The sequence below is a fragment of the Streptomyces sp. NPDC048514 genome (genome assembly GCF_043199955.1).
GTDB lineage: Bacteria > Actinomycetota > Actinomycetes > Streptomycetales > Streptomycetaceae > Streptomyces.
In genome coordinates, this window is record NZ_JBICWT010000009.1 from 404,954 (window position 1) to 421,923 (window position 16,970).

Consider the following 16,970-nt stretch of genomic DNA (forward strand, 5'->3'; position numbering starts at 1 on the left):
GCTCGGGTGCACCGGCTCGGGTGCACCGGCTCGGGTGCACCGGCTCGGGTGCACCGTCCGGGGTTCACCGGCTCCGCTTCACCGGCTCGGGTTCACCGACTCGGTTCAGTTCGTGGCGAGGGTGAACACGTGCAGGTCCGCGTTGCGCGGAAGGCGGACGCTCGCGATCTTCTTGCCGTCGGGGGCGGTGACGGGCCTGGTGGCGAACAGGTAGGTCGCCACCGGGTCCTTGCCGGCGCCCGCGACATTGCGGTACGCGGTTTTGGCGACGACCTCGTTGCCGTACTGGACGGTGCCGCCCCCGCCGCCGACGGTCCAGTCCGTGAAGGACAGGTCGACCGTGCCGGTCGTGCCGTCGGTGTAGGTGACGGTGGCCTTGGCCTGCTGGTTGCCGTTGACGGCGCTGCCGAGGAAGGACAGCGTGCCGGCGGGGGCGGTCAGGTCGATGCTCTGGCCGTTGGCCGAGGCGTTGTCGGGGCGGCCGGCGGGCGAGTCGGGCCAGGTGAAGGCGAGGCCGCCGACCGTGCCCCGGCCGCCCGGGGTGAGGCCGGCGGCGGCGAGGGCCTGGCGGGAGTAGCTCCAGCCGCCGCCGTCGTAGTCGGCCTCGTCGTGCTCGCCCTGGTCGTCCGAGGCGCCGGTGTTGTCGTAGGCGGCGAGCAGGCTGCCCGGCGTGGCCACGGTGAGCGAGACGGGCTGGCGGTAGGAGGTGCCGTCCGACGTGACCGCGACCCTGACGTCGGCGAAGCCCTGGGCGGCGTCCGGCGCGGCGGTGAGGGTGATCTCCTGGGCGCCGTCGGTCACGGTGCCCTCCGCGGGCGTTGCGGTGACACCGGCCGGGGTCTCCACCCGGAAGCGCACCTGCGGTCCGGTGCCGCCGTTCATCGACAGGGCCCGGATGGCGATCTTCGTGCTCTCGCCCGGTGCGAGGGTGGCGGCGGTGGGCCCGACGCCCACCTGGTAGGGCTGTTCGCCCTCGCGGAAGGACGGCGGCGGGCTGCCCGCGCCCCAGGTGCGGTTCGGGGTGCCGGACAGGGTGTAGTCGAGGCGGCCGCCGTCCCGGACGAAGGACGCGGGCAGCCAGGGCCGGTCGCCGGCGCGGCCGTCCACCTTCAGGGACTGCACGTAGGGCGCGTCGCCCGCGGCTCCGGCCGCGCGGATCGAGATGTCGTTGCCCCGCGGCCGGTGGATCTCCACGCGCTGGAACAGCGGTGAGGCCAGGACAAGTTCGGCCCGGGAGGGCACCTGCGGGTACATGCCGAGGGCGGAGAAGACGTACCAGGCCGACATCGCGCCGAGGTCGTCGTTGCCGGGGATGCCACCGGGCTCGGTGGTCCACAGCTGCCGCATCGCAGCGCGGACGGTCGCCTGCGTCTTGTACGGGGCGCCCGCGTAGTCGTACAGGTAGGGCACGTTGATCGACGGCTCGTTGTCCAGCTCGGACTTGGTGCCGCCGTTGCCGGTGAAGGCCCAGCCGCCGTCGGCGTCGTGGAAGAAGTCGTCGAGCCGGGCGACGGCCGCGTCCCGGCCGCCCATCGCGGCGAACAGCCCGGCCGGGTCGTGCTGGACCATCCAGGTGTACTGGGCGGCCGTGCCCTCCACGAAACCGTTGCCGGTGCCGGGTGTGAAGCCGGTGACCCAGCTGCCGTCGGCCTTGCGGTTGGCGATGTAGCCGCCGCTCGGGTGGGCCGCGACGTCGAAGTTGTTCTGCCACCACTGGGCCCGGCGGGCGAACGCCGCCGCGGTCTCCTTCTCCCCTGCGGCGCGGGCGAGTTGCGAGACGGCGAAGTCCGCCGTGGACATCTCCAGGGTCTCCGCGGCGCCGCCCCAGGCGTTGGAGACGCTCGGCATGTAGTGCAGCCCGAGGTACTTGTCGAGCGAGGGGCGCTGGCCCACCGAGAGCACGGGCTTGCCCGCCGGGGACAGGTCCTGCTCCGTCGGCACGGTCGCCGCCCGCACCAGCGAGCGCAGGGCGCCCTCGAGGTCGAAGCCGGTGCCACCGAAGGCGCGGATGCCGGCCAGGGCGGCCGCCGAGGGGTCGCCGTTCATCACGTGGGTGCCGCTCGCGCCGTGCAGCCAGCGGTCCCAGACCCCGCCGTTCTGGCGGGCGAGTTCGTAGAGCGACTGAGCGATGTCGGAACCGGTGCGCGGGTCGAGCAGGGTCAGCAGCTGCACCTGGTCGCGGTAGACGTCCCAGCCGGAGAAGGTGCCGTACTGCGCGTGCTGCCGGCGGCCGACCGTGTGCACGCGGCCGTCGGCGCCGCGGTAGCGGCCGTCGGCGTCGCTGATGACGTTCGGGTGCAGCAGCGAGTGGTAGAGGGCGGTGTAGAAGGTGGTGCGCTCGGCGTCCGTGCCGCCGCCGACCCGGACCGCGCCGAGACGCTCGCGCCAGGCCCGGCGCGCCGCCTCCGCGACGGCGTCGAAGGAGCGGCCCCGGGGGTTCTCGGCGGCGAGGTTGGCCGCGGCGGCCGCCCGGCTGACGTAGGAGATGCCCACCTTGACGTTCACCGGCCCCTGGCCGGGCGCGAACTCCACGTATCCGCCGGCCCCCTTGCCGGCCACGGGCCGCCCGCCGTGCGAGAAGCCGCCGGTGCCGCCGGACGCCTGCGTGGAACCGGGGTCGAGCCGGTCGTCCCGCCAGGTCCCGGTGGTCCTGAAGCCGCGGTCGAAGCGGGCGGTGAAGTGCAGCGTGTAGTAGGCGCGTCGGCCCTCGGGGTCGAGGTAGCCGCAGAAGTTGCCCGAGGTGACGGAGCCGGAGATCGTGCGGGTGTCCGGGTCGATGCTGATCGTCGAGTCCTCCGAGCCCACCTCGGAGTTGGCGGTGCGCACCAGCAGGGAGGCGGGTTCGCCGGCGGGGAAGGTGAAGCGGGCCGCGCCGGTGCGGGCGGTGGCGGTGAGGTCGGCGGTGACGCCGGAGGCCAGGCCCACCTTGTAGTGGCCGGGCCCGGCGGTCTCGTCCGCGTGGCGGAAGTCCGAGGCGTAGACGGCGTCCCCGGTGTCGCTCGCCGGGGAGGAGGTGACCTCGCCGGCGTAGGGGAAGAAGGGGACGTCGCCCCCGCCGCCCGCGCAGCCGGTGCCGGACATGTGGGTCAGGCTGAAGCCTCGGATGCGCGTGGCGTCGTACTGGTACCCGCCGGGCGCCGCGGTTCTCGTGGCGTCTCCCCGGGTGTTCTCCGGGCTCCAGGAGAGCATGCCGAAGGGCACGACGGCGCCCGGGAAGACGTCGCCGCCGTTCCTGGTGCCGATCAGGGGATCGACGTACGGCGTGGGGTCCTCGACGAGACCGGGGGGTGCTGCGGCGGCCGCCGCGAGGGCGGGGGTGGCGGCGCCGCCGGTCGCGAGCAGCGCGGCCAGCAGCAGGGACATGGGTCGGAATCGCATGACGCGGCCCTTCCTCTGACGGACGGGTCGCGCACCACCGGTCGCACAAGCCGCAGGGACAGTAGCGTGCGCCACCCGTACCACGGAAGACCGCGTGCGCCGGGGCGGCCGCGCGCCGGATATCACCCGGGCGGACTAGCACAAGTGGGTTGACATCGTTGTCCTTTGAGGCGGTAGAGTCATGTACAGACCATAAGACAACGTTGTCGCGCTCTCATCGGGCCGCACAAGCCACGCAGTCCCGATGCCAGGCCGCCTCCTCCCGGGCGGGTTTCCTCCACCCCCCTCACCCGCCCGGCCCGCGGACCCGGTCACGACCGGTCCGGGTCCGCCCCGAGCACCCACCCCCGCGGCGGCGGAACTCTTCGCCGAGGACACCCGAACCGTGGTGCCTGTGTGACTCCTGCGGCCCGAGATGTCACCAGGGGTATATGAGGTGGCAAAACATGCGTCCATCTCCCGGACCGGCGTAGTCACAGACATGTACCGGTGCTACAAATGCCGCATGTCGGACCGATTCGCCCGATTCAGGCGTATGGCATGGCGTGCCGTGGTCGGCAGGAGCCCGCGCAGCGTCGCCGGGCAGGTCCTGCTCCTCCAGGTGGCGCTGGTGGTGCTGCTCGTCATCTGCGGCGTCATCGCCCTCGTCCTGCAGTCGGAACGTGACACCACCACGGAGGCCAAGCGCCGCTCCATAGCCGTGGCGGAGACCTTCGCGCACTCCCCCGGCCTCATGCAGGCCCTGCGCACGCCCGACCCGTCCAAGACGCTCCAGCCCCTCACCGAGGCGGGGCGCAGGACCGCGGGCGTCGACTTCATCGTGGTCATGGACACCGAGGGCACCCGCTACACCCACCCCATCCCGAGCAAGATAGGGCAGCGCTTCGTCGGCAACATCGGGCCGTCGCTGGCCGGAAAGGTCTACACGGAGAGCGTCCAGGGCCCCCTCGGCCACGAGGTCCAGGCGACCGTCCCGGTCGAGGACGCCCGCGGCCGGGTGACCGCCCTCGTCTCCGCCGGCATGAAGGTGAAGAACGTGTCCAGCCAGGTGAACCGGCAGCTGCCGATCATCCTGGCCGCCGGTGCCGGTGCGCTCGCGGTGTCGACCTGCGGGACCGCCCTGGTGGGCAGGCGGCTGCGGCGGCAGACCCACAGCCTGGCCCCGGCCGAGATGACCCGTATGTACGAGCACCACGACACGGTGCTGCACTCGGTGCGGGAGGGCGTGCTCATCGTCGACGACGACGGGCGGCTGCTGCTCGCCAACGACGAGGCCAGGCGCCTGCTGGAGCTGCCCCCCGAGGCGGAGGGGCGCCATGTGCGGGAACTGTCGGCCCTCGACCCCGCCACGGTGGAGCTGCTCGTCTCGGGGCGCGAGGCCAGCGACGAGGTGCACTTCGCCGGCGGGCGCCTGCTGGCGGTCAACCAGCGGCCCACGGACGGCGTGGGAGGCCCCAGGGGGACCGTGGTGACCCTCCGGGACTCCACCGAGCTGCAGGCCGTGTCGGGCCGCGCGGAGGTCGCACGGGAGCGGCTGGAGCTGCTCTACGACGCCGGGCTCGGCATCGGCACCACCCTCGACGTCGTCCGTACGGCCGACGAGCTGGCGAGGGTCGCCGTGCCGCGGTTCGCCGACTTCGTCACCGTGGACCTGGCCGACGCCGTCCTGCACGGCGAGGAACCGGCTCCCACGGCGACGGACATCCGGCGCGTCGCCGTGAGCGGCATCCGGGACGACACCCCGTTGTACGAGCGGGGCCGGCTGATCGACTTCCTGCCGTCCACGCCCCAGGCGCGCGGCTACGACTCCGGCCGCTCCGAGCTGGTCACCGATCTGTCGAACGCCGAGGGCTGGCTGGTGCAGGATCCGGAGCGCACCCGGCAGATCGTGGACTTCGGCATCCACTCGCTGATCGCCGCCCCGATCCAGGCCCGCGGTGTCGTGCTGGGCATGGCGAACTTCTGGCGCTCCAAACGGGAGCCCTTCGACGAGGAGGAGCTTTCCCTGGCGGACGAGCTGGTGGCGCGCGCCGCGGTCAGCATCGACAACGCCCGCCGGTACACCCGTGAACACGCGCTGGCGGTCACCCTCCAGCGCAGTCTGCTGCCGCGGGCCCTGCCCGAGCAGAGCGCGCTCGACGTCGGCTATCGCTATCTGCCCGCCCAGTCGGGTGTGAGCGGCGACTGGTTCGACGTCATCCCGCTGCCGGGCAGCCGGGTGGCCCTGGCCGTCGGCGACGTGGTCGGACACGGCCTGCACGCCGCGGCGACGATGGGCCGGCTGCGGACCGCGGTGCACAACTTCTCCACGCTCGATCTGCCGCCCGACGAACTGCTCAGCCATCTGGACGAGCTGGTCGGCCGCATCGACCAGGACGAGTCGTGCCCGGAGACGGCCAGGGAGATCGTGGGCGCCACCTGCCTGTACGCGATCTACGACCCCATCGCGCGCCGCTGCGTCATGGCCCGGGCCGGGCATCTGGCGCCCGCGCTGGTGCACCCGGACGGCAGTGTCGAGTTCCCCGACGTGCCGACCGGGCCACCGCTGGGTCTGGGCGGCCTGCCGTTCCAGACGGCCGAGCTGGAGCTGGCCGAGGGCAGCCAGCTCGTCCTGTACACCGACGGCCTCATCGAGGACCGCAGGCGTGACCTGGACGAGGGGATGGAGCTGCTGCGCCGGGCGCTGGCGGGACACCCCGGCCGGCCGCCCGAGGAGAGCTGCCGGGTGGTGCTGGAGGAACTGCTGCCCGAGCGTCCCAAGGACGACGTCGCCCTGCTCATCGCCCGCACCCGGGCCCTGCCGGCCGGGAGCGTCGCCGACTGGGACGTGCCGCGCGACCCGGCGGCCGTGTCGGGGATGCGGCTGGCCGTGTCCGAGAAGCTCGAGGAGTGGAACCTGTCCGAGCTGGGCTTCGGCATGGAACTCGTGCTGAGCGAGCTGATCACCAACGCCATCCGCTACGGCTCCGACCCGATCCATGTGCGGCTGATCCTTGATCGCACGCTCACCTGCGAGGTGGCCGACGGCAGCAGCACCTCGCCGCATCTGCGGTACGCAGCGACGACCGACGAGGGCGGCCGGGGCCTGTTCCTGGTCTCGCAGCTGGCCGAACGCTGGGGCACCCGGTACACCCCGCACGGCAAGGTCATCTGGGCCGAACTCGCCGTACCGGACCTCGGCGGACTCCTCGCCGCGGAGTGAACGACGCGGCGGCGCCGGGCATGGCGGAGGGCCGCACCCGGCACCGGGGATGCGGCCCTCGACGGCCGTGCCGTACCGCTCGCTCGACCGCTTACTTGCGGATCAGGCTGCGCAGCACGTACTGCATGATGCCGCCGTTGCGGTAGTAGTCGGCCTCACCGGGGGTGTCGATGCGGACGACCGCGTCGAACTCGACGCCGGTGTCGGTGGTGACCTTGACCGTGCGCGGCGTGGTGCCGTTGTTCAGCTCCTCGACGCCGGTGAAGGAGAAGGTCTCCTCGCCGGTCAGGCCGAGGGAGGAGGCGGAGTGGCCCTCCGGGTACTGCAGCGGGAGCACGCCCATGCCGATCAGGTTGGAGCGGTGGATGCGCTCGTAGGACTCGGCGATGACGGCCTTGACGCCGAGCAGCGCGGTGCCCTTGGCCGCCCAGTCGCGGGACGAGCCGGAGCCGTACTCCTTGCCGGCCAGGACGACCAGCGGGATGTCCTGCTCGATGTAGTTGCGCGAGGCGTCGTAGATGAACGACACCGGACCGTCCGCCTGGGTGAAGTCGCGGGTGTAGCCGCCCTCGGTGCCCGGCGCGATCTGGTTGCGCAGCCGGATGTTGGCGAACGTGCCGCGGATCATGACCTCGTGGTTGCCTCGGCGCGAGCCGTAGGAGTTGAAGTCACGACGCTCCACACCGTGCTCGGTGAGGTACTTGCCCGCCGGGGTGTCGGCCTTGATCGCACCGGCCGGGGAGATGTGGTCGGTGGTCACCGAGTCGCCCAGCTTGGCGAGCACCCGGGCGCCGGTGATGTCGGTGACCGGGGACGGCTCGTGGGCCATGCCCTCGAAGTACGGGGGCTTGCGGACGTAGGTCGACTCGGCGTCCCACTCGAAGGTGTTGCCGGTCGGCACCGGGAGCGACTGCCACTGGGCGTCACCGGCGAAGACGTCCTCGTAGGACTTGGCGAACATGTCCTCGCCGATGGCGTTGGCGACGACCTCGTTGACCTCGGCCTCGGAGGGCCAGATGTCCTTCAGGTGGACCGGGTTGCCGTCCTTGTCGACGCCCAGGGCGTCCCGGGTGATGTCCACCTTCATGGAACCCGCGAGGGCGTACGCGACGACCAGCGGCGGGGACGCCAGGTAGTTCATCTTGACGTCGGGATTGATCCGGCCCTCGAAGTTCCGGTTGCCGGAGAGGACCGAGGTGACCGCGAGGTCGTGGTCGTTGACGGCCTTGGAGACCTCCTCCGGCAGCGGGCCGGAGTTGCCGATGCAGGTGGTGCAGCCGTAGCCGACGAGGTTGAAGCCGACCTTGTCGAGGTAGGGCGTCAGGCCCGCCTTCTCGAAGTAGTCGGTGACGACCTTCGAGCCCGGGGCGAGGGTGGTCTTGACCCACGGCTTGCGGGTCAGGCCCTTCTCGACCGCCTTCTTGGCCACCAGGGCGGCGGCGACCATGACGTACGGGTTGGAGGTGTTGGTGCAGGAGGTGATGGCCGCGACCGTCACCGCACCGTGGTCCAGCTCGTAGGTCGTGCCGTCGGGGGCGGTGACCTGGACCGGGTTGCTGGGCGCGCCGTTCGGGTGGACGGCCGGGGCGTCGGAGGCCGGGAAGGACTCCTGGCCCGCCTCGTCCACGCTGTCGACGTAGTTGCGGACGTCCTGCTTGAACTGCTCGGCGGCGTTCGCGAGGACGATGCGGTCCTGCGGGCGCTTCGGGCCGGCGATGGACGGGACGACCGTGGACAGGTCCAGCTCGAGCTTCTCGGAGAAGTCCGGCTCGGCCTTCGGGTCCAGCCAGAGGCCCTGCTCCTTGGCGTAGGCCTCGACGAGCGCGACCTGCTGGGCCGAACGGCCGGTCAGGCGCAGGTAGTTCAGGGTCTCGTCGTCGATCGGGAAGATCGCGGCGGTGGAGCCGAACTCCGGCGACATGTTGCCGATGGTGGCGCGGTTGGCCAGCGAGGTGGCGGCGACGCCCTCGCCGTAGAACTCGACGAACTTGCCGACCACACCGTGCTTGCGGAGCATCTCGGTGATGGTGAGCACGAGGTCGGTGGCGGTGGTGCCGGGCTGCAGCTCGCCGGTGAGCTTGAAGCCGACGACGCGCGGGATGAGCATGGAGACCGGCTGGCCGAGCATGGCGGCCTCGGCCTCGATGCCGCCGACGCCCCAGCCGAGCACGCCGAGGCCGTTGACCATGGTGGTGTGCGAGTCGGTGCCGACCAGGGTGTCCGGGTAGGCCTTGCCGTCGCGGACCATCACGACACGGGCCAGGTGCTCGATGTTCACCTGGTGGACGATGCCGGTGCCCGGGGGGACCACCTTGAACTCGTCGAACGCGGTCTGGCCCCAGCGCAGGAACTGGTAGCGCTCCTTGTTGCGGCCGTACTCCAGCTCGACGTTCTGCTTGAAGGCGTCGTTGGTGCCGAACTTGTCGGCGATGACGGAGTGGTCGATGACCAGCTCGGCCGGCGCCAGCGGGTTGATCTTGGCGGGGTCGCCGCCCAGCTCCTTCACGGCCTCACGCATGGTCGCGAGGTCCACGACGCAGGGCACGCCGGTGAAGTCCTGCATGATCACGCGGGCCGGCGTGAACTGGATCTCCTGGCTGGGCTGGGCCTGCGAGTCCCAGGTGCCGAGGGCGCGGATGTGGTCGGCGGTGATGTTCGCGCCGTCCTCCGTGCGGAGCAGGTTCTCCAGCAGGACCTTGAGGCTGTACGGCAGCCGGGCCGAGCCCTCCACCTTGTCCAGCCGGAAGATCTCGTACGACTCGTCGCCCACCTGCAGCGTGCTGCGGGCGTCGAAGCTGTTCGCCGACACGACAGTCTCCTTCATTGATGTGCGCGTACCACCGTCAATCGTGCCGCCACGCCGGCTTGGCCGAACCGCTGAGGTAAGGCTAAGTTAGGTAAGCCTTACTGGCGTGGCGACCGCGGTGCGCCTCGGCAGATATCTCGATGTCGAGATAACTCTAGTACATGGCCGCAGAATGGTCATGCCTGGACCCGCCCCGGCCGCACGGAAACGCGGTGGCGCGGCTCACAGTGCCGCCCCCGCGCCTGACCGGATCCGGTCTGGCCCCGGGAGTCGGCGGCCGGGAGGCTGCGAGTCGACGCATCCGACCGACATCCGGAGGCACACCCATGAGACATCCGTTACGCCGCCTGGCGCCGACCGGCGCGGCACTGACGGCCGCGGCGGCGTTCACCCCCCTGGCCCCCGCACAGGCGTCGGTGGCGTTCACCGCCCAGAGCCCCGCACCGGCCGCGTCGGCGTCCACCGCCCGGGGCTCCGCCGCCGCCACGCCCGCCTCGACCTCCGCGCACTGTCCGACCTCGACGTCGATCGCGCTCCTGCCGGCCGGCAGCGGCTACCTCTTCCCGAACCTCATCGCCTCGGTCTCGGCGTGCGGCTTCACCGACAGCGGGGCGCCGTACCACTTCACCGTCGACACGGCGACCTCGAACGCCCAGCTGCCCACCGGCCCGCGGACCTTCGTGGTGAACAACCTCTCGGTCGTGTGCTCGGCGGTGACGGCGAACGGCAACTCCCTGTTCGCCACCGGGTGCACGCCGGGCTGAGCCCCGCCACGCCGGCCGCACGCCGGGCCCGGCCCCGCGCCGCACGCCGGGCCCGGCCCCAACGCCGCACGCCGAGCCGGGCCCCCGCCCGCCCGCCGCACTCCCGGTCCGGCGCGGCCGCCCTGCCATCACCCGGCCCGTCCGGGGTATCCGGTGAACGCCGGGGGCCACCCGGCACTCACCCGGAGGGGGCACGATGGCACTCACGTTCCGCAAGAGTTTCCGCATCCTTCCGGGAGTGCGGCTGAACATCAACCGGCACTCCTGGTCCATCACCACCGGCGGCGGCAAGCACGGACCGCGACACACCCACAGCAGTACCGGACGTACTACGACATCTATGGATTTGCCTGGACCATTCGGGTGGCGCCGGACCCGTACGCGCAGGAGCCGTTGACGGGGCATCACCCGAACGGACCCCCCAACAGGCGCCATCTCATATCTGAGATAACCTCGGCCTCATGTCAGACGACTACCTCGTACGCATCGGCAAGCTCATCCGTGACGCCCGGCAACACCGCGGCTGGACACAGACACAGCTCGCGGAGGCGCTCGGCACCAGCCAGAGCGCCGTCAACCGCATCGAGCGTGGGAATCAGAACATCAGCCTTGAGATGATCGCCCGAATCGGTGAGGCCCTGGACAGCGAGATCGTGTCGCTGGGCTATGCGGGGCCGATGCATCTGCGTGTGGTCGGCGGTCGCCGGCTGTCCGGTGCCATCGACGTGAAGACGAGCAAGAACGCCTGCGTGGCCCTGCTGTGCGCCTCGCTGCTCAACAAGGGGCGCACGGTGCTGCGCCGGGTCGCCCGGATCGAGGAGGTCTACCGCCTTCTGGAGGTGCTGAACTCCATCGGCGTGCGCACCCGCTGGATCAACGACGGCGTCGACCTGGAACTGGTGCCGCCCGCCGAGCTGGAGATGGCGGCGATCGACGCGGACGCCGCCGTACGCACCCGCTCCATCATCATGTTCCTCGGTCCGCTGCTGCACCGCATGGACCACTTCAAGCTGCCGTACGCCGGCGGCTGCGACCTGGGCACGCGGACCATCGAGCCGCACATGATCGCGCTGCGCCGGTTCGGTCTGGACATCGCCGCCACCGAGGGCCAGTACCACGCACAGGTGGACCGCGCGGTCCGCCCCGACCGTCCGATCGTGCTGACCGAGCGCGGCGACACCGTGACGGAGAACGCCCTTCTCGCGGCGGCCCGCCACGACGGCGTGACGGTCATCCGCAACGCCTCCTCCAACTACATGGTCCAGGACCTGTGCTTCTTCCTGGAGGCGCTCGGCGTCAAGGTCGAGGGCATCGGCACCACCACGCTGACCGTGCACGGCGTGCCCAACATCGACGCCGACGTCGACTACTCCCCCTCCGAGGACCCGGTCGAGGCGATGAGCCTGCTGGCCGCCGCCGTCGTGACCGAGTCGGAGCTGACGGTGCGCCGGGTGCCGATCGAGTTCCTGGAGATCGAGCTGGCGGTCCTGGAGGAGATGGGCCTCGACCACGACCGCAGCCCCGAGTACTTCGCGGACAACGGCCGCACCCGCCTGATCGACCTCACGGTCCGCCCGTCCAAGCTCGAGGCGCCGATCGACAAGATCCACCCGATGCCCTTCCCGGGCCTGAACATCGACAACGTCCCGTTCTTCGCGGCCATCGCGGCGGTCGCCTCGGGCCAGACCCTCATCCACGACTGGGTCTACGACAACCGCGCGATCTACCTCACCGATCTCAACCGCCTCGGCGGGCGCCTCCAACTCCTCGACCCGCACCGGGTCCTGGTCGAGGGCCCGACCCGCTGGCGCGCCGCCGAGATGATGTGCCCGCCGGCCCTGCGCCCCGCCGTGGTCGTCCTGCTCGCCATGATGGCGGCGGAGGGCACGTCGGTACTGCGCAACGTGTACGTCATCAACCGCGGTTACGAGGACCTCGCCGAACGCCTCAACTCGGTCGGCGCCCAGATCGAGATCTTCCGGGACATCTGAGCGACGGCTGCCGCCGGGCCCTTCCGCCCTGTGCCGACACGGGTACGGGAAGGGCCCGGCGCCGGAATCCAGGCCGTCGACCGCTCCCCGGCCGCGTCCCCGGCACCCGGCCGCACCGCAGGAAGACGGCGGCCGGCCCCCGTCGACCCGCGTGACCAGCGGGTTCCCGCCTTGCCTGACGGGCTTCTTGCATTCTCCTGACGTTCGGAGAATCGCCTGACACGAGCTTGGCGCATTTCTGCAGATACTGATCTTGCGCCCGCGACCTGCGGCGAAGAGACTCTTCATCAGAGTCCGGTGCGCTGTCTTCGAGGCCCGTTTCGGGGAACACCTTCGGAGACTCTTTTTGGCGGACGCGCCGACCACCCCCATTCCACAACGCAAAGGCCCACGGGTTTGTCCCGGGGGCCTTTCCTCTTGCCTTCCGGAAAAGCGTTCCGCGGAAGTGTCGACCACTGAAGAGAGGCGGTAGTCATGGACACCGCGGTGATCATCGTGGGCGCCGGCCCCGTCGGGCTGATGCTCGCGGGCGAGCTACGGCTGGCCGGGGCGCCCGTCGTCGTACTGGAGCAACTGCGGGAACCCACCAGGCAGTCACGTGCGCTCGGCTTCACCGTGCGGACGATGGAGATCCTGGACGAGCGCGGGCTGCTCGACCGGTTCGGCGACATTCAGACCAGCCCCATGGGGCACTTCGGCGGACTCCTCGTGGATTTCGGTCCGCTCGACAGCCCGCACCACACCTCGCACGGGATAAAGCAGTCCGAGACGGAGGAAGTGCTCGGCCGATGGGCCGCCGGACTGGGCGCCGACATCCGTCGCGGGCACCGGGTCACCGGAATCGAGCAGGATTCGTACGGCGTCGACGTCCGGGTTTCCGGTCCGGACGGTCCGCAGAAACTACGCGCCTCCTATGTCGTGGGCTGCGACGGTGGAAGCAGCACGATCCGGAAACTCGCCGGATTCGATTTCCCGGGCACCGCGGGAACGTACGAAATGCTCCTCGCCGACGTCTCCGGCTGCCGGATCGAGGCCCGCCCCTTCGGTGAGCGGCTGCCGGGCGGGGTCGCCATGGCGGCGCCGCTCGGTGACGGCGTGCACCGGCTGATCGTGAAGGAGCACGGTGCTCCGGTGCGGGAGCGGCCCGCGGAGTTCCCCGACGTCGCGGCCGCCTGGCAGCGGCTGACCGGACAGGACATCGGCCACGCGACGCCGGTGTGGGCCAGCTCGTTCAGCGATGCCAGCCGGCTGACCAGCGCCTACCGGCGCGGTCGGGTCATGCTGGCGGGCGACGCCGCCCACATTCATCTGCCGGCCGGCGGCCAGGGCATGAACGTCGGCATCCAGGACGCCGTCAACCTCGGCTGGAAGCTGGCCGCGGCGATCGGCGGCTGGGCCCCGCCCGGACTGCTCGACACCTACCACCGGGAGCGGCATCCGGTGGGCGAGCGACTGATGATGAACACACGGGCACAGGGCCTGCTCTTCCTGGGCGGGCACGAGGTGCAGCCGCTGCGCGACCTGCTCGGGGAACTCATCGAGCTGCCCGAGGTGAGCCTCCATCTCGCCGAGATGGTCACCGGTCTGGAGATCCGCTACGACGTGGGCCCCGGCGACCACCCGCTGCTCGGCCGCCGCCTCCCCTTCCAGGAGCTGGTGGCGGAGGGCGGCGACAAGACCACCACCGCCGAGCTGCTGCGGGCCGGCCGCGGCGTCCTGCTCGACCTGGACGACGACCCCGGCGTACGGCGGGTGGCCTCGGCCTGGCACGGGCGGGTCGACGTGTTCACCGGCCGGCCGCACGAACCGGCCCAGGGCGGCCCGCTGACCGGCGTCGGCGCCCTGCTGCTGCGCCCCGACGGCCATGTCGCCTGGACCTCACCGGGGGACGGCGACCTGCCGCGCTCCCTGTACCGGTGGTTCGGCCTGCCGCGCTGAGGCGCTGGAGCGTACCGCCCGTCAAGCACCCGACAGAGACCGACAGAGAAGAGGACACGGATGCACAGCACCCTCATCGTGGCCCGTATGGCCCCCGAGTCGCGGGCCGAGGTCGCCCGGCTCTTCCGGGAGTTCGACGACACGGAGATGCCGCACCTGATGGGCACGCGGCGCCGTCAGCTGTTCGCCTACCAGGGCCTGTACTTCCATCTGCAGGACTTCGACCACGACGGCGGCGGAGACACCATCGAGGCGGCCAAGACCGATCCTCGCTTCAAGCGGATCAGTGCCGATCTGCGCCCGTTCATCGACCCGTACGACCCCGCATGGCAGACGCCGTCCGACGCGATGGCCGAGCGCTTCTACCTGTGGAAGCCGAAGGAGGCTGAATCCAAGTGACCCGACGCGTCGTCATCACCGGCATCGGTGTGGTGGCACCGGGCGGCACCAGCGCGAAGGACTTCTGGGCCCTGCTGACCGCGGGGCGTACGGCCACCCGTACGCTCTCGTGCTTCGACCCGGCGGGATACCGCTCCCGGGTCGCGGCCGAAGTGGACTTCTTCCCCGGCCAGCACGGTCTGCAGCCGCAGGAGTTGCGCCGCATGGACCGGGTAGCGCAGTTCGCCGTGGTCACCGCCCGCGAGGCGGTGGCCGACAGCGACCTCGACTTCGCGGCCGCGGACCCGGCGCGGGTGGCGGTCGCCATCGGCAGCGCGGTCGGCGCCACCATCAGCCTGGAGAACGAGTACCGGGTGGTCAGCGACGACGGCCGGCTCGGTCTCGTCGACCACACCTACGCCCCGCCGCACCTGTACAACCATCTGGTCCCCTCCTCCATCGCCACCGAGGTTGCCTGGGCGGTGGGTGCCGAGGGCCCCGCCACGGTCGTCTCGACCGGCTGCACCTCCGGCATCGACGCCGTGGGCTACGCCGTCGAGCTGATCCGCGAGGGCAGCGCGGACATCGCGGTCACCGGCGCGACGGAGGCCCCGATCTCCCCCATCACCGTCGCCTGCTTCGACGCGATCAAGGCGACGTCGACGTACAACGACGACCCCGAGCACGCCTCCCGGCCCTACGACGCCACCCGCACCGGGTTCGTGCTGGGCGAGGGGGCGGCCGGGTTCGTCCTGGAGGAGCTGGAGAGCGCCCGGCGGCGCGGGGCGCACATCTACGCGGAGATCTGCGGGTACGCGTCGCGCTGCAACGCGTACCACATGACGGGTCTGCGCGCCGACGGGGCGGAGATGGCCGAGGCCATCCGGGTGGCCCTGGACCAGGCCCGGCTCGACCCGTCGGACATCGACTACGTCAACGCGCACGGCTCGGGCACCAGGCAGAACGACCGGCACGAGACCGCGGCCTTCAAGACCACCCTCGGCGAGCACGCCTACCGGGTGCCGGTCAGCTCCATCAAGTCGATGATCGGGCACTCGCTGGGTGCGATCGGCTCGATCGAGATCGCCGCCTCCGCCCTGGCCATGGAGCACAACGTGGTGCCCCCGACGGCCAATCTGCACCACCCCGACCCGGAACTCGATCTGGACTACGTGCCGTTGCACGCCCGCGAGTGGCGTACCGACTCGGTGCTCACCGTGGGCAGCGGGTTCGGCGGCTTCCAGAGCGCGATGGTCCTCGCCCGGCCCGACAGGAGGGCAGCATGACCCGGTCCGTCGTCGTCACAGGCGTGGGCGTCACCGCACCCAACGGACTCGGCACCGACGCCTGGTGGGCCGCCACCCGTCAGGGTGTCAGCGGCATCCGGCCGGTCAGCCGGTTCGACGCCTCCGGCTACCCGGCCAGGCTGGCCGGGGAGGTGCCCGGCTTCAGCTCCAGGGAGCACCTGCCGAGCCGTCTGGTCCCGCAGACCGACCACATGACCCGGCTCGCGCTGGTGGCCGCCGACTGGGCGCTCGCCGACGCCGACGTCAAACCGGGTGACCTGCCCGACTTCGAGGCCGGGGTGATCACGGCGGCCTCCTCCGGCGGCTTCGAGTTCGGCCAGCGCGAGCTGGAGAACCTGTGGAGCAAGGGCAGCAAGTACGTCAGCGCCTACCAGTCCTACGCCTGGTTCTACGCCGTCAACACCGGCCAGATCTCGATCCGCAACGGCATGCGCGGGCCGAGCGGCGTGGTCGTCTCCGACCAGGCCGGCGGCCTGGACGCGATCGCGCAGGGCCGCCGGCAGATCCGCAAGGGCACGACGCTGATCGTCTCCGGCGGCATCGACAGCTCCCTGTGCCCCTGGGGCTGGGTGGCGCAGATGGCCGCCGGGCGGATGAGCACCCGCACCGATCCCGGCCGCGCCTATCTCCCCTTCGACCGCGACGCCGACGGCTTCGTGGCCGGAGAGGGCGGCGCCCTGGTGGTCCTGGAGGACGCCGAGCACGCCCGTGAGCGCGGCGCCCACGTGTACGGGGAGATCGCGGGGTACGCCGCCACGACCGACCCGCGTCCGGGCAGCGACCGGCCACCGGCGCTGAGCCGGGCGATCCGCCTGGCGCTGGCGGAGGCGGGCGCCGAAGCCCGCGACATCGACGTGGTGTTCGCCGACGCGGCGGGCGTACCCGAGCTGGACCGCCAGGAGGCCGAGGCGCTCCGCGAGGTGTTCGGCGCCTTCGGCGTCCCCGTCACCGCGCCCAAGACGATGACCGGGCGGCTCTACTCGGGGGCCGCGTCCCTGGACGTCACCGCCGCGCTGCTGGCCGTCCGGGACGGGCTGATCCCGCCGACCGTCAACGTGACCCCGGATCCCGCGCACGAGCTGGACCTGGTGACCGGGGCGCCCCGGTCGGCCGCCGTGCGCACCGCACTGGTCATCGCCCGCGGTTACGGCGGGTTCAACTCGGCCATGGTGGTCCGGGCCGCCGACTGAGCCGCCCGGGCCTGCG

The 16,970-nt window shown here is 71.5% G+C and carries 10 protein-coding genes; 8 read left to right on the forward strand and 2 right to left on the reverse strand.

What is annotated here, in order from left to right; genetic code table 11:
* Positions 1-105 precede the first annotated feature (105 nt).
* The gene (locus tag ACGFT2_RS22050) at positions 106-3,378 is read right to left on the reverse strand and encodes a GH92 family glycosyl hydrolase (RefSeq protein ID WP_393280851.1); all 3,273 of its coding nucleotides are present in this window, start codon (positions 3,376-3,378) and stop codon (positions 106-108) included.
* Positions 3,379-3,883: 505 nt separating this feature from the next.
* On the opposite strand from ACGFT2_RS22050, the gene ACGFT2_RS22055 reads away from it, so the two are divergent.
* On the forward strand, positions 3,884-6,580 hold the full coding sequence (locus tag ACGFT2_RS22055; protein ID WP_393280854.1) for a SpoIIE family protein phosphatase: 2,697 nt from the start codon (positions 3,884-3,886) through the stop codon (positions 6,578-6,580).
* 91 nt (positions 6,581-6,671) lie between these two features.
* Here ACGFT2_RS22055 and acnA read toward each other — a convergent pair whose 3' ends face one another.
* A complete protein-coding gene (acnA, locus tag ACGFT2_RS22060; RefSeq protein WP_393280856.1) occupies positions 6,672-9,389 on the reverse strand; it encodes an aconitate hydratase AcnA in 2,718 nt (905 codons plus the stop codon).
* Between the two features lie 323 nt (positions 9,390-9,712).
* Between acnA and ACGFT2_RS22065 the strand changes: the two genes are divergently transcribed.
* From ACGFT2_RS22065 to ACGFT2_RS22095, 7 genes are all read left to right on the forward strand, one after another.
* Positions 9,713-10,150 carry a hypothetical protein gene (locus ACGFT2_RS22065; protein WP_393280859.1) on the forward strand — a complete coding sequence of 146 codons (438 nt, stop codon included), beginning with the start codon at positions 9,713-9,715 and terminating at the stop codon, positions 10,148-10,150.
* Between the two features lie 196 nt (positions 10,151-10,346).
* Positions 10,347-10,547 carry a DUF4236 domain-containing protein gene (locus ACGFT2_RS22070; protein WP_393280861.1) on the forward strand — a complete coding sequence of 67 codons (201 nt, stop codon included), beginning with the start codon at positions 10,347-10,349 and terminating at the stop codon, positions 10,545-10,547.
* 64 nt (positions 10,548-10,611) lie between these two features.
* The gene (locus ACGFT2_RS22075) at positions 10,612-12,141 is read left to right on the forward strand and encodes a helix-turn-helix domain-containing protein (RefSeq protein ID WP_393280864.1); all 1,530 of its coding nucleotides are present in this window, start codon (positions 10,612-10,614) and stop codon (positions 12,139-12,141) included.
* A gap of 474 nt (positions 12,142-12,615) precedes the next feature.
* On the forward strand, positions 12,616-14,079 hold the full coding sequence (locus ACGFT2_RS22080; RefSeq protein WP_393280868.1) for an FAD-dependent monooxygenase: 1,464 nt from the start codon (positions 12,616-12,618) through the stop codon (positions 14,077-14,079).
* Between the two features lie 60 nt (positions 14,080-14,139).
* Positions 14,140-14,478 (forward strand): TcmI family type II polyketide cyclase, encoded by a 339-nt coding sequence (locus ACGFT2_RS22085; protein WP_393280871.1) that lies wholly within the window; start codon positions 14,140-14,142, stop codon positions 14,476-14,478.
* Positions 14,475-15,743, forward strand: coding sequence for a beta-ketoacyl-[acyl-carrier-protein] synthase family protein (locus ACGFT2_RS22090; RefSeq protein WP_393280874.1), 1,269 nt, complete (start codon positions 14,475-14,477; stop codon positions 15,741-15,743). Before ACGFT2_RS22085 ends, ACGFT2_RS22090 begins: the two co-directional genes overlap by 4 nt.
* Entirely contained in the window at positions 15,740-16,954 is a 1,215-nt protein-coding gene (locus tag ACGFT2_RS22095) for a ketosynthase chain-length factor (RefSeq protein ID WP_393280876.1), read from the forward strand. The genes ACGFT2_RS22090 and ACGFT2_RS22095 overlap by 4 nt, the downstream gene beginning before the upstream one ends.
* The last annotated feature ends 16 nt before the right edge of the window (positions 16,955-16,970 follow it).

What these genes read in the sequence shown, in the direction of transcription:
- ACGFT2_RS22050 (WP_393280851.1), bottom strand. Translation starts at nt 3,378, where the DNA reads ATGCGATTCCGACCCATGTCCCTGCTGCTGGCCGCGCTGCTCGCGACC.
- ACGFT2_RS22055 (WP_393280854.1), top strand. Translation starts at nt 3,884, where the DNA reads ATGTCGGACCGATTCGCCCGATTCAGGCGTATGGCATGGCGTGCCGTG.
- ACGFT2_RS22065 (WP_393280859.1), top strand. Translation starts at nt 9,713, where the DNA reads ATGAGACATCCGTTACGCCGCCTGGCGCCGACCGGCGCGGCACTGACG.
- ACGFT2_RS22070 (WP_393280861.1), top strand. Translation starts at nt 10,347, where the DNA reads ATGGCACTCACGTTCCGCAAGAGTTTCCGCATCCTTCCGGGAGTGCGG.
- ACGFT2_RS22075 (WP_393280864.1), top strand. Translation starts at nt 10,612, where the DNA reads ATGTCAGACGACTACCTCGTACGCATCGGCAAGCTCATCCGTGACGCC.
- ACGFT2_RS22080 (WP_393280868.1), top strand. Translation starts at nt 12,616, where the DNA reads ATGGACACCGCGGTGATCATCGTGGGCGCCGGCCCCGTCGGGCTGATG.
- ACGFT2_RS22085 (WP_393280871.1), top strand. Translation starts at nt 14,140, where the DNA reads ATGCACAGCACCCTCATCGTGGCCCGTATGGCCCCCGAGTCGCGGGCC.
- ACGFT2_RS22095 (WP_393280876.1), top strand. Translation starts at nt 15,740, where the DNA reads ATGACCCGGTCCGTCGTCGTCACAGGCGTGGGCGTCACCGCACCCAAC.